The following is an 18,258-nucleotide window of genomic DNA, read 5'->3' on the forward strand; positions in this document are numbered from 1 at the left end:
TCGGTTCCGCGTACCGGCGCGCCGGTTACTCCAAGGTCTTGGTGGGCGGTGCCACCGTGCCGGGCCGGGAGCGGACCTCCGGGGTGCACGTGTAGCGCCGCAGCGGGCCGTGCCCGGGGCCGCCCATCACCACCGAGGGCCCGTCCGCCGCCGCGGCGCTGTCGGCCAGCGTGCACACGATCTGGGCGAGCGCGAAGGCGGACAGGTTCTCCGGCGGCGTACTGAAGCGCAGCGCCTCCTCGGGGTCGCCCTCGGCGGGGCCGAGGACCCGCGTCCCGCCCCGCACGTCCGTGGCGAGGCCCGCCTGCTTCTCGGCCTCCGCGGGGGACACGGCCAGCTCGTCCAGGAGGGCCTGCGCGATGCGCACCCGGTCGGTGCTCGCCGTGTCGGCCTTGTCCTGCGGCACCCGCACCGTCCGGTCGACGGACACCAGCTGCGCCGCGCACACCAGGAAGACCTGAACGGGCACCCCGCCGCTCGACTGCGAGGCGATGCTGGAGCCCGACATCACGCACGGCACCCGCGACGGCGCGGGCCCGAAGTCGGTGGGCACCTGCGTCGACCTGATCCCGCACCCCGCGAGCGCCGCGCCGAGCGCGACGGCGGCCACCGCGGCCCGCGTCCTGCGACCGGTCATGCCTGGCCTCCCTCGGCTGCGGCGCCGGCGCCCCCGCAGCCGGTCTCGCTCTCGCTCTCGCACGGCAGCCACAGGGTGAAGACGGCGCCGCCGTCGGAGCAGTTGGCCGCGGAGATGTCACCGCCGTGGATGTGCGCGTTCTCCAGGGCGATGGACAGGCCGAGGCCGCTGCCCTCGGACCGCGGCCGGGACGCGCTCGCCTTGTAGAAGCGGTCGAAGACGTGCGGCAGCACGTCCTGCGGGATGCCGGGCCCGTGGTCGCGTACGGAGATGACGAGCTTCTGGTCCTCCAGGCGCACCGACACCTCCACCGGGGAGCCGCCGTGCTTGAGGGCGTTGCCGATCAGATTGGCCAGGATGACGTCCAGGCGGCGCGGGTCGAGCCGGGCCGTGATGCCGCGCTCGGCGTCCAGCTCCACCGCGTCCAGCCAGGCGCGGGCGTCGATGCACGCGGTGATCTGGTCGGCGATGTCGACGTCGTCCAGGACGAGGCGCGCGGTGCCCGCGTCGAAGCGGGTGACCTCCATGAGGTTCTCCACGAGGTCGTTCAGGCGCCGCGTCTCGCTCACCACGAGCCGCACGGCGGGCTCGATCATCGGGTCGACGGAACCGGTCTGCGCGTCCAGCTCCTCCTCCAGGACCTCGGTCACCGCGGTGATCGCCGTCAACGGCGTCCGCAGCTCGTGCGACATGTCGGCGACGAAGCGCCGGGACGCCTCGTCGCGGGCGCTCATGTCGGCGACCTTCTTCTCCAGGTTCTCGGCGGTCCGGTTGAACGTCCGGGACAGATCGGCCAGTTCATCGGTGCCGGACACCCGCAGCCGGGTGTCGAGCTTGCCCTCGCCGAGCCTGCGCGCGGCGACACCGAGGCGGTGCACGGGTTTGAGTACGGTCGTGGCGGCGGCCTGCGCGAGCAGCGCCGAGCCGATCAGCGCGAGGGCCGTGGCGATGGCCAGGGACCAGCCGAGCGAGCTGAGGTCCTTGGCCTCGGGCTCCAGGGACTTGAGCATGTAACCGGTCGGGCCGCCGCCGATCACCGTGGCGCCACCCACCAGGTACGGCGTGCCGTGGTCGACGGTCCGCTGCCAGTACAGGTGGTAGGGGCTGTCGTTGCCGGAGTTCAGCTCCTGCTTCTTGGCCACGGCCTGCCGCAGCGGGTGCGGCACCTTGGCGAGGGTGAACGCGTCCAGGTCGGAGTAGCCGACGATCCGGCCGCCGCCCTTCTTCTCGGCCACCAGGAGCACGCTGTAGCGCTGGCCGCTGTTGGCCATCTGCCCGGCCGCCGACTGCAGTTCCTCCTGCGTGGCGTCGGCCCGCAGCGCGCCCGCGCGGGTCTGCATCTGCTGCCGGAAGTCCTTGAGCGCCGCGTCCTGCGCGCGCGTCAGCACGGCCTCGCGGTTGAGCCAGTACGCGATGCCGGACGCGGTGACGGCGGCGGTGAGCGCGACGAGGCCGAACACCACCACGAGCCGCAGTCGCAGACTCGTGAAGCGCAACCCCGCCAGCAGGGCCTTGCGCGCCGCGGGCAGCCCGCGGAGCTCGTCGTGCGGTGTGGTCACTGAGGCGAGTCCAGCCGGTATCCGACCCCGCGCACCGTGCGGATCAGCGTCGGCGAGGACGGGACGTCCTCGACCTTGGCGCGCAGCCGCTGCACACACGCGTCGACCAGCCGCGAGTCACCGAGGTAGTCGTGCTCCCACACCAGGCGCAGCAACTGCTGCCGCGACAGGGCCTGCCCGGGCCTGCGGCTCAGCTCCAGGAGCAGCCGCAGCTCGGTCGGCGTGAGCTGGAGGTCCTCGCCGTTCTTCGTCACGGTCATCGCGGCCCGGTCGATGACGAGCGAACCGAACGTCGCCGCGTCGTTGGCCTCCCGCTCGCCGCGCCGCAGCACGGCCCGGATCCGGGCGTCCAGGACGCGCCCCTGCACGGGCTTGACCACGTAGTCGTCGGCGCCGGACTCCAGGCCCACGACCACGTCGATGTCATCGCTGCGCGCGGTCAGCAGGATGATCGGCAGCTGGTCGGTGCGCCGGATGCGGCGGCACACCTCGAACCCGTCGATGCCCGGCAGCATCACGTCCAGCACGATCAGGTCCGGCCGCTGCTCACCGAGCAGTTTCAGGCCGTCCTCGCCGGTGGCAGCAGTGGCCACCCGGTGCCCCTGGCGCGTCAGCGAGAGCTCCAGGGCCGTCCGGATGGCGTCATCGTCCTCGATCAGCAACAGGGAAGGCACGGAGGTCATTCTGTCCCATGCTCGGCCCCAGTTCGACTGTTGGCGTGCTCCCTCACCGCACCCTCACGCGCGGAAGGAGGGACCCCGCGCCCTGTGACAGGCCTGTGACAGTCGGCGGACACCGTCATGAAGTGGGTCCGGCAGAGTTCTGGTCACACGCAAGAAGTACGGAAGCCAGACGGAACAAGCCGGACTCCACCGACGGGGGGCGCGAGATGAACACGCTGCACAGCACCAGCTCAAGCGCAGTTGTCACGCGTCTCCACGACGTCGGGCGGGGCTCTGAGAAGTCCGGTGCCGTGAGCGGGCGGGGGTGCGCTCGCGGCGCCGGGCGTCAGCACACCACGTACATGACGGTGGTTGACGCGCCGCGCGGGACAAGCGTGTGCGGGGAGGGCTCGGGGGAGCGGAAGACCTTGTCGGAGGCGGAGTTCACCGCCTACGTCCAGGAGCGCCGCGCCTCCCTGTACGCGACGGCCTACCACCTGACCGGGGACCGCTTCGAGGCCGAGGACCTGCTGCAGAGCGCCCTCTTCTCGACGTACCGGGCCTGGGACAGGATCAGCGACAAGGCGGCGGTCGGGGGCTACCTCCGCCGCACCATGACCAACCTGCACATCAGCGCGTGGCGCCGCCGCAAGCTGAACGAGTACCCGACCGAGGAGCTGCCGGAGACGGTGGGCGACACGGACGCGATGCGCGGCACCGAGCTGCGCGCGGTCCTGTGGCAGGCCCTGGCCCGGCTGCCCGAACTCCAGCGCACGATGCTGGTCCTTCGCTACTACGAGGGCCGCACCGACCCGGAGATCGCGGACATCCTCGACATCAGCGTGGGCACGGTCAAGTCCAGCATCTGGCGCTCGCTGCGCCGGCTGCGTGAGGACGAGGTCCTCAGCTTTGGCCGTGACCAGGAGGAGTCCTTCGGCGAGTTGGTCGCCTGAGGATTCGGGGGGAACGGGGGCCGCCGCTCCGGGGGGACGCGGCGGAAAGCACGGGGGACACGGGGGACACGGGGGACACGGGGGAAACAAGCAGCGGGACCGGAAGGCCGGGGGGGCCTTTCCGGTCCTTCTGTTTGTCCGGCACGGACTCAGCACGGACTCAGCACGGGCCAAACGGGCTGCTTGTCCGGTACGGGTTCGAAGCGGGGCAAACGGGCGGCAAACGGGCTGTCTGTTCGGTACGAGGTCAACGCGGGGCAAACGGGCGGCAAACGGGCTGTCTGTTCGGTACGAGGTCAACGCGGGGCAAACGGGCGGGTGGGTGGGAGAGGATCCGCCGCGAAGCGGCGGTGGAGAGCACCCGGCACAGCAACAGCGGCCGCGGCAACCCGCCCCAACGCCTCCTCGCCCCCGCAGGGATCCGCCCCGAGCGCGGCCTGCCGCGCCACGATCGCCCGCTCCGCCCGCATGAGCCGCCACCCCCTCCGGAGGAGGAACGGCACGGACTTGCGCCCCTCCCGCAGATCCCGGACAAGCCGCCGCCGGAACGTGGTGGCGGGCCGCCCCCGCAGACAGATCGCGTCGGCGAGCACGCCGATCTCCCGGCACCGCTCCACGATGTCCGCCGCGAAGATCCCCTCCGCGATGAACACCGGCGTGCGCTCGATGTCCAGGTCCTCCTGGCCCACGCGCGCGCTGGTCGAGATGTCGTACACCGGGACACGGGTGCGGCCCGTGCGGCACAGCTCCTCGATGGCGGCGACCGCCACGTCCGCGTCCCAGGACGCGGGGGAGTCCCAGTCGATGTCCGAACTGCCGGGGACCTGCGGCAACGTAGGGTCGTCGCCTTCTTTGTAGAAGTCGTCCAGACACAGGACGGGCAGTCCCGAGCGGGCGGCGAAGGACGACTTGCCCGAGCCCGAGGGGCCGCAGAGCAGCACGACGCGGGTGGGTATCGGCGGATGGGAAGTCACGAGAGAACAGTGTGCGGCATCGCGCCCCCCGGCCGCCCCCGCGGGTCGGCATTGGCGGCCACGTCACATGTCAACTACGCTACGTGCTCGCGCGATTACTGACGACGCACGGATATGGGCGGTACTCATGACACGACACGCGGCATCCAGGTCTCTGCGCGCCGGCTCCCGGGCGCTGTTGCGCGCGGGGCTGGTCATCGGCGCGGCGGGCGCGGCGCTGGGCGCCGGGGGCGCGGGCGCGAGTGCGGCGGAGCCGGTCCAGGCGGCGCGCGCGGCCGGGGTCCCCACGCCGCTCGGCGACCTCGACGGCGCCTCGGCGGTGGGGGCCCTCACCGGGGCGGTGCGCGACGCGACGGCGGGCGGCCTCGCACCGGCCAAGAACCTCCAGCTCGACCCGCTGGCGGGCACCGGCGTCGACCCGCTCGACAACTCCCTCGGCACCCAGATCGGGGACTTCAAGCCGGTCACCACGGCGGTCGCCACCGGCCCGCTCGCCCAGGGCGCGTCGGCGGCCGACCTCCCGCTGGTGGGCCACGCGACGGGCCTGCTGCCGGGCTAGGCCGCGACCCGGGGTGGTGGCACGACGAGGCCCCGGCCTCCTGGACGGAGGAAACCGGGGCCTCATCGCGTGCGGGGCGGCTAGTAGGCCGAGCCGGAGGCGCCCAGGGAGCCCGTGGGGTGCCAGACCGTCTTGGTCTCCAGGAAGGCCGTCAGGCGGCGCGTGCCGGGGTCGGCGGTCCAGTCCGTGTCCACAGGCTGTGGACGCAGGACGCGCTTGAGGTTGTCCGCCGCCGCGATCTGCAGCTCGCGGGCCAGGTCGGCGTCCGCGCCCGTGAGGTCGATCGCGTTGACGTCCTGGTGGGCGGCGAGCGGCGCCGCGATCTCGGCGGTCCTGCCGGTGAGGATGTTGACCACGCCGCCGGGCACGTCGGAGGTCGCGAGGACCTCGCCCAGCGAGAGCGCCGGGAGCGGGGCCTTCTCGGCGGCGATCACGACGGCGGTGTTGCCCGTCGCGATCACCGGGGCGAGGACCGAGACGAGGCCGAGGAAGGACGAGTCCTGCGGCGCGAGGACGGCGACCACGCCGGTCGGCTCGGGCGTCGAGAGGTTGAGGTAGGGGCCCGCGACCGGGTTCGCCCCGCCCACGACCTGGCCGATCTTGTCGGTCCAGCCCGCGTACCAGACCCAGCGGTCGACCGCGGCGTCCACGACGGCGGCGGCCTTGGACTTCGACAGACCCTCGGCGTCCGCGACCTCACGGACGAACTGCTCGCGGCGGCCCTCAAGCATCTCGGCGATGCGGTAGAGGACCTGGCCGCGGTTGTACGCGGTCGCGCCCGACCAGCCGCCGAACGCCTTGCGCGCTGCCACGACCGCGTCGCGGGCGTCCTTGCGGGAGGAGAGGGGCGCGTTCGCCAGCCACTTGCCCTTTGCGTCGGTCACTTCGTACACCCGGCCGCTCTCGCTGCGGGGGAACTTGCCCCCCACGTACAGCTTGTAGGTCTTGAAGACGTCAAGTCGCGCGTCAGACATCGAGGTACGCCTCCAGACCGTGGCGGCCGCCTTCGCGGCCGAAGCCCGACTCCTTGTAGCCGCCGAACGGCGAGGTCGGGTCGAACTTGTTGAATGTGTTGGCCCACACGACGCCCGCCCGGAGCTTGTTCGCGACCGCGAGGATGCGCGAGCCCTTCTCCGTCCAGATGCCGGCGGAGAGTCCGTACTGGGTGTTGTTGGCCTTGGCGACGGCCTCGTCCGGCGTGCGGAAGCTCAGCACCGAGAGGACCGGGCCGAAGATCTCGTCGCGGGCGATGGTGTGCGCCTGCGTGACGTTCGTGAAGAGCGTCGGGGCGAACCAGTAGCCGGACGTGGGCAGCTCGCACGCGGGCGACCAGCGCTCGGCGCCCTCCGCCTCACCGGTGTCGGCGAGCGCGGTGATGCGGGCCAGCTGCTCGGCGGAGTTGATCGCGCCGATGTCGGTGTTCTTGTCGAGCGGGTCGCCCAGGCGCAGGGTGGACAGGCGCCGCTTGAGCGAGTCCAGCAGCTCCTCCTGGATCGACTCCTGTACGAGGAGGCGCGACCCGGCGCAGCAGACCTGGCCCTGGTTGAAGAAGATGCCCGTGACGATGCCCTCGACGGCCTGGTCGATGGGGGCGTCGTCGAAGACGATGTTCGCGCCCTTGCCGCCCAGTTCGAGCGTGACCTTCTTGTCCGTGCCCGCGACCTGGCGGGCGATGGCCTTGCCGACGGCCGTGGAGCCCGTGAACGCGACCTTGTCCACGTCCGGGTGCGAGGTCAGGGCGGCGCCCGCGTCGCCGTACCCGGGAAGGATGTTGACGACGCCCCTGGGCAGGCCCGCCTGGCGGCAGATGTCCGCGAAGAACAGCGCGCTCAGGGGGGTGGTCTCGGCGGGCTTCAGGACGACGGTGTTGCCGGTCGCGAGCGCCGGGGCGATCTTCCAGGCCAGCATCAGGAGCGGGAAGTTCCAGGGGATGACCTGGCCCGCGACGCCCAGCGGCGCCGGGTTCGGGCCGTAGCCCGCGTGGTCGAGCTTGTCGGCCCAGCCCGCGTAGTAGAAGAAGTGCGCGGCGACCAGGGGGAGGTCCGCGTCGCGGGTCTCCTTGATCGGCTTGCCGTTGTCAAGGGTCTCCAGGACGGCCAGCTCGCGGCTGCGCTCCTGGATGATCCGGGCGATGCGGAAGAGGTACTTGGCGCGCTCGGCGCCCGGCAGCGCGGACCACTTCTCGAAGGCCTTGCGGGCCGCCTTCACGGCGCGGTCGACGTCCTCGGAGCCGGCCTGCGCGACCTCGGAGAGGACCTCTTCGGTGGCGGGGGAGACCGTCTTGAAGACCTTGCCGTCGGCGGCCTCCACGAACTCGCCGTCGATGAACAGGCCGTAACTCGGCGCGATGTCGACGACCGAGCGGGACTCGGGCGCGGGTGCGTACTCGAAGGGAGTGGAAGTCATGGGTCAGTCCACCGTCACGTAGTCGGGGCCGGAGTAGCGGCCGGTGGCCAGCTTCTGGCGCTGCATCAGCAGGTCGTTGAGGAGCGACGAGGCGCCGAAGCGGAACCAGTGGTTGTCCAGCCAGTCCGGGCCCGCCGTCTCGTTCACCAGGACGAGGAACTTCACCGCGTCCTTGGTCGAGCGGATGCCGCCCGCGGGCTTCACCCCGATCTGCACCCCGGTCTGCGCGCGGAAGTCGCGCACGGCCTCCAGCATCAGGAGGGTGTTGGCCGGGGTGGCGTTGACGCCGACCTTGCCGGTCGAGGTCTTGATGAAGTCGGCGCCCGCGATCATGCCGATCCAGCTGGCGCGCTTGATGTTGTCGTACGTCGACAGCTCGCCCGTCTCGAAGATGACCTTCAGGCGGGCGGTGCCGCAGGCCTCCTTCACGGCGCGGATCTGCTCGAACACCGTCATGTAGTCCCCGGAGAGGAAGGCTCCGCGGTCGATGACCATGTCGATCTCGTCGGCGCCCGCGGCCACGGCCTCGCGCACGTCGCCCAGCTTCACCTCGATCGCGGCGCGGCCCGCCGGGAAGGCGGTCGCGACGGAGGCGACCTTGACGCCGCTGCCCGCGACGGCCTCCTTGGCGGTGGCGACCATGTCCGGATAGACGCAGACGGCCGCCGTGCGCGGCGCCCCCCGGTCCGTCGGGTCCGGATGGACGGCCTTCGCACCGAGCGCACGGACCTTGCCCGGCGTGTCGGCGCCCTCCAGCGTCGTCAGGTCGATCATCGAGATGGCCAGGTCGATGGCGTACGCCTTCGCCGTGGTCTTGATCGAACGGGTTCCGAGCGAGGCGGCGCGCGCCTCCAGGCCGACCGCGTCGACGCCGGGCAGCCCGTGGAGGAAGCGGCGGAGCGTGCTGTCGGACGCGGTCACGTCAGCGAATGCAGTGGGCATGGTCACGAGGGGAGCATATCTACGCGCGTAGCTGCTGTACAGGGGTGGGCCTGCGGGCCCTGCGCCGCGCGTCAGGCAGAATCAGGGTATGAGCGACCCCCAGAACCCCGTGGCGGAGCCCGCGTACAAGGACCGCGCCTTCCGGTCCCCCGCCGGCATCGCCGGCGGCGTCCTGCTGCTCGCCCTGGGCCTGTGGCTCGGCCTCGACGCCGTCATCCGCGGCGAGGGCCGCACCCCCTGGATCGCGCTCGCCGGGCTGCTCCTGGCGGTGCCGCTGGTCGTCGCGTACACCGTGCGGCCCGTCGTCTTCGCCAACGACGACAGGCTGCGCGTGCGCAACCCCTTCCGGACCATCACGCTGCCGTGGGCGTCCGTCGCGGCGCTGCGCTCCGGCTACTCCAACGAGGTCCTCACCCGCTCGGGCGCCAAGTACCAGCTGTGGGCCATCCCCGTCTCGCTGCGCGGCCGCAAGAAGGCCGCCCGCAGCCGGTCCCAGGCCGCCGCGGCCGGTGACCCGACGGGCGGCCGCCCCTTCCTCGACCCGTCCGCCCCGCCCACGCGCTCCGGCGGCGACCTGGCCATGGACGACCTGCGCGAGCTGGCCGAGCGCCAGGCCGACGCCGAGTCCGCGCGGGGTGAGGCCGAGGTGCGCTGGGCCTACGAGATCCTCGCGCCGGCCGTGGCGGGAGCGGTGCTGCTCGTGGTGCTGCTCGCGGTGACCTGACTCGACCAGATCTGACCCGACCTGACCTGATCCGGCACGGCATGCCTCACGGCGGGCCGTGCCACCCCAGGAGCATGTGGCCGCCGCACACGGCCGACGCGAACGCCGCCGCCGTCAGCAGCGTCACCGCGACCGGTGTCCTCGCCCGTGCCAGGGCCGCGGCGAGCGGCAGCAGCAGCGGGAAGCCGGGCAGCAGGAAGCGGGCCCGGGGGAAGTAGACGCCGCTGCTGCCGGCCACGATCAGCAGGAGCAGGCCGGTGAAGACCAGCAGGGGGAGCGGCTGCCGGTCGGCGACGCTGAGCGCGTACAGCACGACCGCGCCGAGCAGCACCGCCGTCACCATCGCGTAGAACAGCGCGGGCCGTTCGGTCATGAACAGCGCCTGCATGCGCCGGACCGTCTCGACGCCGCCGTCCCACTTGTTGTGCCACAGCTTCTGTACGGCGAAATAGCCGTCCCAGCGGCCGAGCCGCAGGCCCACCCAGGCTACGTACGAGAGCCAGCCGAGGGGCGCCAGGAGGGCGCCGAGGAGTGGCCGTACCGAGAGACCGCGCCGCAGTGCGAGCAGCGCCGTCACGCAGACCGCCGCCGCCAGCGCCACACCTGTGGGCCGGGTCAGGCCGGCCAGCGCGGCCAGGGAGCCCGCCCACAGCCAGCGCCCGGTCAGCAGCGCGTACAGCGACCACGCGGTGAGGGCCGTGAACAGGGACTCGGTGTAGCCCATCCACTGCACGAGGGCCACCGGGAGGCTCCCCCACAGGAGTGCGAGGACGACCCCCGTGCGACGGCCGTACAGCCGGTCGCCCACCGCGAAGATCCCCCACGCCGCGAGGAACGAGCAGAACAGCGACACGCCGAGGCCGGCCGCGCCGCGCGGCAGGCCCGGGACCAGGGCGTCGCCCGCCCGGATGAGCAGGGGGTAGAGCGGGAAGAACGCGAGGTTGTTCGCGTCGTACGCGCTGCCCAGCGTCTGCGTGTACCCCTGCGAGGCGATCCGCAGGTACCAGTCGCAGTCCCAGGACGCCATGAGCAGATGCCGCACGCCTCGGCGTTCGCTGTGCGCCCAGGGCACGAAGACCAGCAGGCCGAGCCCGCGTACGGCCGCGTACGCCACAAGTGCCGGAAAGGCGTGGCGCAGGGCGCGAACCGCGCGCCGGCGCAGGCCCGGGAGCGGCCGCGCGGCACCCGGGGGACGTCGCGACGCCGGGACCCGGGAGGGAGCGGCGGTCGAGGGAATCGGTCCGTACGGCACTGCGGCGGCTCCCGGAGGTGGACGTGCGCTACCGGTCGTCCCTTCCTGGGGGACCGGCGGCGCAGCGTTCCGCTGCGGCAGCTGCGGGAGTGGAATCACTCGGACGGGTGGCTCCCGGGGCGGAGCCACCCGTCCCGGGTCAGATGCCCGCGGCCGCCGACAGGTCCCGCTTGATCGCGGCGAGCAGCTCCGTCGCCCGCGCGCGGGCCGCCGGCAGCTCGGACTTGGCCGACACCGGGACCACCACTTCGAGGTAGCACTTGAGCTTCGGCTCCGTGCCGCTCGGCCGCACGATGACGCGGGCGCCGTCCAGCGTGTAGCGCAGGCCGTCCGTGGGCGGCAGCGTCTCCGTGCCCCGCGTCAGGTCCTCGGCCTTCGTCACGGGCAGGCCCGCGAGCGCGGTCGGCGGCTGCTCGCGCAGGCGACGCATGGCGTCCGCGATCAGGGAGAGGTCCTCCACCCGGACCGACAGCTGGTCGGTGGCGTGCAGGCCGTGCTGGAGGGCGAGGTCGTCCAGGAGGTCGAGGAAGGTGCGGCCCGCCTCCTTGAGCTCGGACGCCAGCTCCGTGAGGAGGAGCGCGGCGGTGATGCCGTCCTTGTCGCGTACGCCCTCGGGGTCCACGCAGTAGCCGAGCGCCTCCTCGTAGCCGTAGCGCAGGCCCTCGACGCGGGCGATCCACTTGAAGCCGGTCAGCGTCTCCTCGTACGGCAGGCCCGCCTTCTCGGCGATGCGGCCGAGGAGGGAGGAGGAGACGATCGACTCGGCGAAGGTGCCGCGGGCACCGCGCTCGACGAGGTGCGCGGCGAGCAGGGCGCCGACCTCGTCGCCCCGCAGCATCCGCCACTCGCCGCCGTCCACGACGGCCGCGGCGCAGCGGTCGGCGTCCGGGTCGTTGGCGATGATCAGGTCCGGGGCGGGGGTGGTGCGGGCCGCCGTCGCGAAGGCCAGGTCCATCGCGCCCGGCTCCTCCGGGTTCGGGAACGCGACCGTCGGGAAGTCCGGGTCCGGCTCGGCCTGCTCGGCGACGAGCGTGGGGGCGGGGAAGCCCGCCCGGTCGAAGGCGGCGAGGAGGGTCTCCTTGCCGACGCCGTGCATCGCCGTGTAGACGGTGCGGGCGGTGCGGGGGGACTCCGGGGACAGGACGGCGTCCGTACGGGCCAGGTAGGCCTCCAGGACGTCCTCGGCGAGGGTCTGCCAGCCGGACTCCGGGCGGGGCACGTCGTGCAGGCTCGCGACCGCGTCGATGTGCGCGGCGATCTCCGCGTCGGCGGGCGGCACGATCTGCGAGCCGTCGCCGAGGTAGACCTTGTAGCCGTTGTCGCGGGGCGGGTTGTGGCTGGCGGTGACCTCCACGCCCGCGACCGCGCCGAGGTGCCGTATGGCGAAGGCCAGGACGGGGGTGGGCAGCGGGCGGGGGAGGACGGCCGCCCGCAGTCCGGCGCCGGTCATCACGGCGGCGGTGTCGCGGGCGAAGTCCGCGGACTTGTGGCGGGCGTCGTACCCGACGACGACGAGGCCGTCCGTGTGCCCCTCGGCCTTCAGGTACGCGGCGAGGCCCGCGGCGGCGCGGATGACCACGGAGCGGTTCATCCGCAGGGGGCCCGCGCCCAGCTCGCCGCGCAGGCCCGCCGTGCCGAACTGGAGGGTGCCGGCGAAACGCGCCGTCAGCTCGGCGATGTCCTGCGCGTCGATGAGCTCGGCCAGCTCGTCGCGGGTCTCGGGATCCGGGTCCTCGGCCAGCCAGGCCCGGGCTCGCGCGATGAGTTCGGAGTTGTCCTGCACGGGGTGGTCCTGCACGGGGTCGTCAGCCTCTCGTTGCGGCGGTCGCTGTAGCGGTCGGCGGTGTGTCCTGGGGGGGGCGGGGTGGGGCGGTCGGGGTATGCCTACCCCGGTTGTTTCTAAGGGCGGCGGGCGGGGGTGCCGCCCCGGTTGGTCGGGGGGTGGCGGGTCGTGCTGGTGCCGTGTCCCCGGGTGGTCTGGGGGTGGGTGGTTTTGCCGTGTGCGGGTGTCGCGGGGTTGCCCCGGTTGGTTTTGGGGCGGGGCCGCGCCGGTATGTCCGTCCTCGCCATCTAGGCCCGGGCGCCCTTTCGCTTCGGTGGCCCCGGGGGGCGGGCACCGTGCTCCGGGCGGACATACCGGCACGTCCCCTCGCGTCTCGATCCGGCCCGCGGGCCGGTGGCACGGGCCCGCCGGGGCCAGGGCTCCGTCCGTGCCGTCCGGGCCGGTCCGGTCCGGTGGCGTTCTTCGTCCATCTGTTCCGTCCGGGCCGGTCCGGTGGTGTTCTTCGTCCGGCTGTTCCGTCCGGCCGGCCGGGCGGCGGGAGGGCGCCGGCTGTGGTGCATGGGCCGCCCGACCCGTCCGGACCCCGGGCCGCCCGCCCCGGGCTCCTGCCCCGCCGGTTGGTGCGGAGCAAACGGCCCCACCCACCCGCGCGAGGCCAAGCCCCTGCCCCGCTGGTTGGTTCGGGGCAAACGGTCCCACCCACCGCGCGGGGCCACGCCCCTACCCCGCCGGTTGGTACGGGGTAACGGTCCCCCCACCCACCCGCGGGGGGGGGGGCATGCCCCTACCTCGCTGGTTGGTGCGGAGCAAACGGTCCCACCCACCCGCGGGTGGCCACACCCCTACCTCGCCGGTTCGTGCGGGGTAAACGGTCCCGCCCACCCACCCACCCGCGCGGGGGCGAACGCCCCTACCTCGCCGGTGTGTGCGGGGTAAACGGGTGGGTGGGTGGGAGACCCGGCGCGGAGCGCCGGAGAGCGAGCCGGGACCCGGGGCAACGGCAAGGACCCCGGTCAAGACGCCCCCGTCAGATCCGGTTGAGGACCTTGCCGAGCAGCTCACCCATGCGCGTGGCGCTGTCCCGCCCCGCCTGGAGGACCTCTTCGTGGTTCAGCGGCTCCCCCGTCATGCCCGCGGCAAGGTTCGTGACCAGGGAGATGCCCAGCACCTCCGCCCCGGCCTCACGCGCGGCGATGGCCTCCAGGACGGTGGACATGCCCACCAGGTCCGCGCCGATCGCGCGGGCCATGCGGATCTCCGCCGGCGTCTCGTAGTGCGGGCCGGGGAACTGCGCGTAGACACCCTCCTCCAGGGAGGGGTCGATCTCCTTGCACAGGGCGCGCAGCCGAGGCGAGTACAGGTCCGTCAGGTCGACGAAGTTCGCGCCGACGATCGGGGAGGTCGCCGTGAGGTTGAGGTGGTCGCTGATCAGCACCGGCTGCCCGGGACGCATGCCCTCGCGCAGACCGCCGCAGCCGTTGGTCAGCACGATCGTCTTGCAGCCGGCGGCCACCGCGGTGCGCACGCCGTGCGAGACGGCGGCCACGCCGCGGCCCTCGTAGTAGTGGGTGCGGCCCAGGAAGACCAGGGCGCGCTTGTCGCCGATCTGGAAGGAGCGGATGCGCCCGCCGTGCCCCTCGACCGCCGGCGGCGGGAAGCCGGGCAGCTCGGTGACGGCGAAGTCGGCCTCGGGCTCGCCCAGCGCGTCGACGGCCGGCGCCCAGCCGGAGCCCATCACGAGGGCGACGTCGTGGGTCTCGGCGCCCGTCAGCTCGCGCAGCCGCGCGGCGGCGGCGTCGGCGGCGGCGTAGGGGTCGCCCTGGATGTCGTCCGGAATAACTGAAGCGTTCACGCCGACGAGAGTAGCCGGTTAAGTCCTACGCGCGTAGATGACGATGCTCACGGGATTCCGATCGTTGTCTTGTCGTTTCCGACGAGACGACGTCGAGGCCGCTAGCAGGGCCTCTTGCGCAGCTCCATCACGTAGTCGTGGGGCGCCCCGGCCGTCTCCGCCGCGTCGGCCAGCTCACCGAGGTAGCGCGCCGACGGAAGGCCGCCCTCGTAGCCGTTGAGGACGTACACCCAGGCGGGCTCCTTGCCCTCCAGGGTGTCCACGCGGACCCGCATGCGCCGGTAGATGTCCAGGCCCACGCCCTCCCACCGGTCCATGGAATCCTCGTCCATGGGCGCGATGTCGTAGAGGGTGACGAAGACCTGCGAGCGAGGTGCCTCGACGATCGTCGCGAGGGCGCCCTCCCACCCCATGTGCTCCCCGCCGAAGGTGAGCCGCCAGCCGGTCAGCCAGCCGGTCGCGCGCAGCGGTGAGTGCGGGGCGCGGCGTGACATGAGCCGCGGATCCAGATTGCCGGCGTACGCGGCGTAGAGCGACATGTGGTCGAGGGTACGGCAGCAATCAAGAACGCAGGTCCCGCGGCGGGAGTACCGCCCGCGCGGAAGGGGCTCGCCCGGACGGTGGCCCCGGCGCGTCCCCGTCCGCGAGCGTGCGGGACAATGGAGTACGTGACTCGGATCGTGATCATTGGCGGCGGACCCGGCGGATACGAGGCGGCCCTGGTGGCCGCCCAGCTCGGCGCGGAGGTGACCGTCGTCGACTGCGACGGTCTGGGCGGGGCGTCGGTGCTCACCGACTGCGTGCCGTCGAAGACCCTGATCGCGACGGCCGAGGTGATGACCACCTTCGACTCCTCGTACGAGGAGCTGGGGATCATCGTCGCGGACGACACCCCGCACATCGACACGCCCGCGCGCGTGGTCGGCGTGGACCTGGGCAAGGTCAACCGGCGGGTGAAGCGCCTCGCGCTCGCGCAGTCCCACGACATCACCGCGTCCGTCACGCGGGCGGGCGCACGCGTGCTGCGCGGCCGCGGCCGTCTGGAGGGCCAGCAGGAGTCCGACGGCTCCCGCAAGGTCGTCGTGCGGGCCGCCGACGGCAGCGAGGAGACCCTCGTCGCCGACGCCGTGCTCATCGCGACCGGCGGCCACCCGCGCGAGGTCCCGGACGCCCTGCCCGACGGCGAGCGGATCCTGAACTGGACCCAGGTCTACGACCTCGACGAGCTGCCCGAGGAGCTCATCGTGGTCGGTTCGGGCGTCACGGGCGCCGAGTTCGCCGGCGCCTACCAGGCGCTCGGCTCGAACGTCACCCTGGTGTCCAGCCGCGACCGCGTGCTGCCCGGCGAGGACCCCGACGCCGCCGCCGTCCTGGAGGACGTCTTCCGGCGGCGCGGCATGAACGTCATGTCCCGCTCCCGCGCCGCCTCCGCCAAGCGCGTGGGCGACCGCGTGGAGGTCACACTGGCCGACGGGCGCGTCATCTCCGGCACGCACTGCCTGATGGCCGTCGGCGCCATCCCCAACAGCAGCGGCATGGGTCTGGAGGAGGCCGGGGTCAAGCTCAAGGACTCCGGGCACATCTGGACCGACAAGGTCTCCAGGACGTCTGCCCCGGGGGTCTACGCGGCCGGTGACGTCACCGGGGTCTTCGCGCTCGCCTCCGTCGCCGCCATGCAGGGGCGCATCGCGATGTACCACTTCCTGGGCGACGCGGTGACGCCGCTGAACCTGAAGACCGTCTCGGCGAACGTCTTCACCGACCCGGAGATCGCCACCGTCGGCTACAGCCAGGCCGACGTCGACGCGGGCAAGATCGACGCGCGCGTCGTCAAGCTCCCGCTGCTGCGCAACCCGCGCGCGAAGATGCAGGGCATCCGCGACGGCTTCGTCAAGATCTTCTGCCGGCCGGGTACGGGCATCGTGGTCGGCGGTGTGGTCGTCGCACCGCGCGCCTCGGAACTGATCCACCCCATCTCGATCGCGGTCGACAACAATCTGACGGTCGAGCAGATCGCGAACGCGTTCACCGTGTACCCCTCGCTTTCGGGGTCGATCGCGGAGGTGGCGCGCCAGCTCCACACGCGGAAGACGGCGGGCGAGGGCTGACCGGGGCGGCGCTCCTTGGCGCAACGCGCCGCAGGTCACGCGCTGTTGTCACCCATTCGCGCGGCATAGGCCGGGGAGATGGGCAGCTATACCACTTCCTGTGCTGCCGTGCGAACAACTTCTGTTATTCGGCGCATACTGCTGAAAGCAGACGGTCGTTGGGGTTACTGTCAGTTTCGTGTTCGCTGCAGAACGTCGCCAATTGATCCTCGAAATGGTGCGGGCCAACGGAGCGGTATCGCTCCGCGAGCTCGCCCGCGTCGTCCAGACCTCCGAAGTGACCGTACGGCGGGACGTGCGCGCGCTGGAGGCAGAAGGACTCCTCGACCGCCGACATGGCGGTGCGGTATTGCCGGGCGGATTCACGCGGGAGTCCGGCTTTCCGCAGAAATCACATCTCGCGACCGCCGAGAAGACGGCCATCGCCGACCTCGCGGCGGGACTCGTCGAAGAAGGCGAGGCCATCGTCGTCGGGGCGGGGACGACCACGCAGGAGCTGGCCCGACGGCTCGCGCGGGTCCCCGGCCTGACCGTCGTCACCAACTCGCTGCTGGTCGCCCAGGCGTTGGCCCACGCCAACCGGGTGGAGGTCGTCATGACCGGCGGCACCCTGCGCGGCTCCAACTACGCCCTCGTGGGCAGCGGGGCGGAGCAGTCCCTGCAAGGGCTGCGGGTGTCGCGCGCGTTCCTGTCGGGCAGTGGTCTGACCGCCGAGCGCGGTCTGTCCACGTCCAACATGCTCTCCGCGAGCGTGGACCGGGCGCTGGTGCAGGCGGCCTCCGAGGTCGTGGTCCTCGCCGACCACACCAAGCTCGGCACCGACACGATGTTCCAGACGGTGCCGACGGACGTCATCACCCGCCTGGTCACCGACGAGCCCCCGGCGCACGACGACCGGGCGGGCACGGAACTACAGGCCCTGGCCGACCAGGGCGTCCAGATCGCGGTGACGGGCGGCTCCGCGGGCCCCGGCGCCGGGCCCGGCGCTGATTCCGCTCAGGGGGGCCGCCCGCCGCGCCGGGACGTGCCCCTGCCGGGCCAGCGGCGCAACCACGGGGCGGGCCCGGGTCAACAGCTGCGCAACGCCCTCCTCGCGGAACAGCCGCCGGGGGAGCGGACCGCGCGCGTCGCGGATCTGCGCCGCCGCTGACCGGGGGTGGGGCCGAGGCGGCCGGGGACGGGCGGCGCGGTGCTCACGCCGCCGCGCGGCCGTCGGCCTTCAGGCCCCGCAGGGTCAGCGTGAGCAGCCGGTCGGCCAGCTCCGGATCGTCCGGGGTCTGCTCCGCCGCCAGGGAGATCGCGTTGGTCAGCTGCAACAGGTCGGAGATGGAGACGTCGGGCCGCACGGCCCCCGCCTCCTGCGCGCGGGCGAGCAGCGCCGCGCCCGCCTGCCGCATGGGCGCGCTGCACCGGGCCAGCGCCGAACTGTCGTCCTGCGACGCCGACATGAGGGCGCTGGACAGACCGCGGTACTCACCCGCGTGGGTGACGATGGCGCGCAGCCACGTCACCAGCGCTGAACAGGGCTGCGGATCGTCGAGCAGCGCCCGCGAGCGGGCGAGGAGATCGCTGACCGCGTCCTCCCAGACCGCGCTCATCAGCGCGTGCCGGTTGGGGAAGTGCCGGTAGAGCGTGCCGATGCCGACGCCCGCGCGGCGCGCCACGTCCTCCAGCGAGGTGCCCGTGCCGTGCTCGGCGAAGGCCGCCCGGGCCTGTGCGAGCAGCCGGTCGTAGTTCCGGCGCGCGTCGGCCCGCATGGCCCGCGTGGACTGCTGCGCCGCACCCGCCTGCTGGTCCATGCCGGTCGTCATCCCCGCACCCTTCGTGAACGTACGCGTCCTTCAAGG

The 18,258-nt window shown here is 72.7% G+C and carries 17 protein-coding genes; 5 read left to right on the plus strand and 12 right to left on the minus strand.

The window, feature by feature from the left end; all coding sequences use genetic code 11:
- Positions 1 to 25: 25 nt before the first annotated feature.
- The 3 genes from ACZ5GP_RS29610 to afsQ1 are packed head-to-tail and all read right to left on the minus strand — an operon-like array spanning position 26 to position 2,870.
- A complete protein-coding gene (locus ACZ5GP_RS29610; protein WP_468753765.1) occupies positions 26 to 637 on the minus strand; it encodes a hypothetical protein in 612 nt (203 codons plus the stop codon).
- Positions 634 to 2,196, minus strand: coding sequence for an ATP-binding protein (locus ACZ5GP_RS29615; RefSeq protein WP_468753766.1), 1,563 nt, complete (start codon positions 2,194 to 2,196; stop codon positions 634 to 636). Before ACZ5GP_RS29615 ends, ACZ5GP_RS29610 begins: the two co-directional genes overlap by 4 nt.
- On the minus strand, positions 2,193 to 2,870 hold the full coding sequence (gene afsQ1 / locus ACZ5GP_RS29620; RefSeq protein ID WP_358585328.1) for a two-component system response regulator AfsQ1: 678 nt from the start codon (positions 2,868 to 2,870) through the stop codon (positions 2,193 to 2,195). The genes ACZ5GP_RS29615 and afsQ1 overlap by 4 nt, the downstream gene beginning before the upstream one ends.
- A 215-nt stretch (positions 2,871 to 3,085) precedes the next feature.
- On the opposite strand from afsQ1, the gene ACZ5GP_RS29625 reads away from it, so the two are divergent.
- Positions 3,086 to 3,811: a SigE family RNA polymerase sigma factor gene (locus ACZ5GP_RS29625; RefSeq protein ID WP_358585330.1), complete on the plus strand. Its 726-nt coding sequence runs from the start codon at positions 3,086 to 3,088 to the stop codon at positions 3,809 to 3,811.
- A 296-nt stretch (positions 3,812 to 4,107) separates the two neighbouring features.
- On the opposite strand, the gene ACZ5GP_RS29630 is transcribed toward ACZ5GP_RS29625, so the two are convergent.
- Positions 4,108 to 4,785: a uridine kinase family protein gene (locus ACZ5GP_RS29630; RefSeq protein WP_468753767.1), complete on the minus strand. Its 678-nt coding sequence runs from the start codon at positions 4,783 to 4,785 to the stop codon at positions 4,108 to 4,110.
- A 127-nt stretch (positions 4,786 to 4,912) separates the two neighbouring features.
- On the opposite strand from ACZ5GP_RS29630, the gene ACZ5GP_RS29635 reads away from it, so the two are divergent.
- A complete protein-coding gene (locus ACZ5GP_RS29635; protein ID WP_468753768.1) occupies positions 4,913 to 5,344 on the plus strand; it encodes a hypothetical protein in 432 nt (143 codons plus the stop codon).
- Positions 5,345 to 5,424: 80 nt separating this feature from the next.
- Here the strand turns inward: ACZ5GP_RS29635 and ACZ5GP_RS29640 are convergent, their stop codons facing one another.
- The 3 genes from ACZ5GP_RS29640 to deoC are packed head-to-tail and all read right to left on the minus strand — an operon-like array spanning position 5,425 to position 8,692.
- Positions 5,425 to 6,318: an aldehyde dehydrogenase family protein gene (locus ACZ5GP_RS29640; protein ID WP_468753769.1), complete on the minus strand. Its 894-nt coding sequence runs from the start codon at positions 6,316 to 6,318 to the stop codon at positions 5,425 to 5,427.
- Positions 6,311 to 7,750 (minus strand): aldehyde dehydrogenase family protein, encoded by a 1,440-nt coding sequence (locus tag ACZ5GP_RS29645; protein WP_468753770.1) that lies wholly within the window; start codon positions 7,748 to 7,750, stop codon positions 6,311 to 6,313. Before ACZ5GP_RS29645 ends, ACZ5GP_RS29640 begins: the two co-directional genes overlap by 8 nt.
- A gap of 3 nt (positions 7,751 to 7,753) precedes the next feature.
- The gene (gene deoC / locus ACZ5GP_RS29650) at positions 7,754 to 8,692 is read right to left on the minus strand and encodes a deoxyribose-phosphate aldolase (RefSeq protein WP_358585340.1); all 939 of its coding nucleotides are present in this window, start codon (positions 8,690 to 8,692) and stop codon (positions 7,754 to 7,756) included.
- An 88-nt stretch (positions 8,693 to 8,780) separates the two neighbouring features.
- On the opposite strand from deoC, the gene ACZ5GP_RS29655 reads away from it, so the two are divergent.
- Entirely contained in the window at positions 8,781 to 9,416 is a 636-nt protein-coding gene (locus ACZ5GP_RS29655; protein WP_468753771.1) for a PH domain-containing protein, read from the plus strand.
- 46 nt (positions 9,417 to 9,462) lie between these two features.
- On the opposite strand, the gene ACZ5GP_RS29660 is transcribed toward ACZ5GP_RS29655, so the two are convergent.
- The 4 genes from ACZ5GP_RS29660 to ACZ5GP_RS29675 all read right to left on the minus strand — a co-directional run bounded on the left by ACZ5GP_RS29660 (position 9,463) and on the right by ACZ5GP_RS29675 (position 14,842).
- On the minus strand, positions 9,463 to 10,530 hold the full coding sequence (locus ACZ5GP_RS29660) for a hypothetical protein (RefSeq protein ID WP_468753772.1): 1,068 nt from the start codon (positions 10,528 to 10,530) through the stop codon (positions 9,463 to 9,465).
- Positions 10,531 to 10,807: 277 nt separating this feature from the next.
- On the minus strand, positions 10,808 to 12,451 hold the full coding sequence (locus ACZ5GP_RS29665; protein WP_468753773.1) for a phospho-sugar mutase: 1,644 nt from the start codon (positions 12,449 to 12,451) through the stop codon (positions 10,808 to 10,810).
- A gap of 1,027 nt (positions 12,452 to 13,478) precedes the next feature.
- Positions 13,479 to 14,303 carry a purine-nucleoside phosphorylase gene (locus ACZ5GP_RS29670; RefSeq protein ID WP_358589823.1) on the minus strand — a complete coding sequence of 275 codons (825 nt, stop codon included), beginning with the start codon at positions 14,301 to 14,303 and terminating at the stop codon, positions 13,479 to 13,481.
- Between the two features lie 101 nt (positions 14,304 to 14,404).
- Positions 14,405 to 14,842, minus strand: a complete 438-nt coding sequence (locus ACZ5GP_RS29675) for a gamma-glutamylcyclotransferase family protein (RefSeq protein ID WP_468753774.1) — start codon at positions 14,840 to 14,842, stop codon at positions 14,405 to 14,407.
- A 120-nt stretch (positions 14,843 to 14,962) separates the two neighbouring features.
- On the opposite strand from ACZ5GP_RS29675, the gene ACZ5GP_RS29680 reads away from it, so the two are divergent.
- The gene (locus ACZ5GP_RS29680) at positions 14,963 to 16,411 is read left to right on the plus strand and encodes an NAD(P)H-quinone dehydrogenase (protein WP_468753775.1); all 1,449 of its coding nucleotides are present in this window, start codon (positions 14,963 to 14,965) and stop codon (positions 16,409 to 16,411) included.
- A gap of 178 nt (positions 16,412 to 16,589) precedes the next feature.
- Complete coding sequence (locus tag ACZ5GP_RS29685; protein WP_468753776.1) at positions 16,590 to 17,561, plus strand: DeoR/GlpR family DNA-binding transcription regulator; 972 nt, start codon at positions 16,590 to 16,592, stop codon at positions 17,559 to 17,561.
- 43 nt (positions 17,562 to 17,604) lie between these two features.
- Here the strand turns inward: ACZ5GP_RS29685 and ACZ5GP_RS29690 are convergent, their stop codons facing one another.
- On the minus strand, positions 17,605 to 18,168 hold the full coding sequence (locus ACZ5GP_RS29690) for a TetR/AcrR family transcriptional regulator (RefSeq protein WP_468753886.1): 564 nt from the start codon (positions 18,166 to 18,168) through the stop codon (positions 17,605 to 17,607).
- Between the last annotated feature and the right edge of the window lie 90 nt (positions 18,169 to 18,258).

This window comes from Streptomyces sp. NPDC031466, from assembly GCF_055581265.1.

Coding starts and splice junctions, on each gene's coding strand:
- ACZ5GP_RS29610 (WP_468753765.1), bottom strand. CDS start 637: ATGACCGGTCGCAGGACGCGGGCCGCGGTGGCCGCCGTCGCGCTCGGC.
- ACZ5GP_RS29625 (WP_358585330.1), top strand. CDS start 3,086: ATGAACACGCTGCACAGCACCAGCTCAAGCGCAGTTGTCACGCGTCTC.
- ACZ5GP_RS29635 (WP_468753768.1), top strand. CDS start 4,913: ATGACACGACACGCGGCATCCAGGTCTCTGCGCGCCGGCTCCCGGGCG.
- ACZ5GP_RS29640 (WP_468753769.1), bottom strand. CDS start 6,318: ATGTCTGACGCGCGACTTGACGTCTTCAAGACCTACAAGCTGTACGTG.
- ACZ5GP_RS29645 (WP_468753770.1), bottom strand. CDS start 7,750: ATGACTTCCACTCCCTTCGAGTACGCACCCGCGCCCGAGTCCCGCTCG.
- deoC (WP_358585340.1), bottom strand. CDS start 8,692: ATGCCCACTGCATTCGCTGACGTGACCGCGTCCGACAGCACGCTCCGC.
- ACZ5GP_RS29655 (WP_468753771.1), top strand. CDS start 8,781: ATGAGCGACCCCCAGAACCCCGTGGCGGAGCCCGCGTACAAGGACCGC.
- ACZ5GP_RS29675 (WP_468753774.1), bottom strand. CDS start 14,842: ATGTCGCTCTACGCCGCGTACGCCGGCAATCTGGATCCGCGGCTCATG.
- ACZ5GP_RS29680 (WP_468753775.1), top strand. CDS start 14,963: ATGGAGTACGTGACTCGGATCGTGATCATTGGCGGCGGACCCGGCGGA.
- ACZ5GP_RS29690 (WP_468753886.1), bottom strand. CDS start 18,168: ATGCGGGCCGACGCGCGCCGGAACTACGACCGGCTGCTCGCACAGGCC.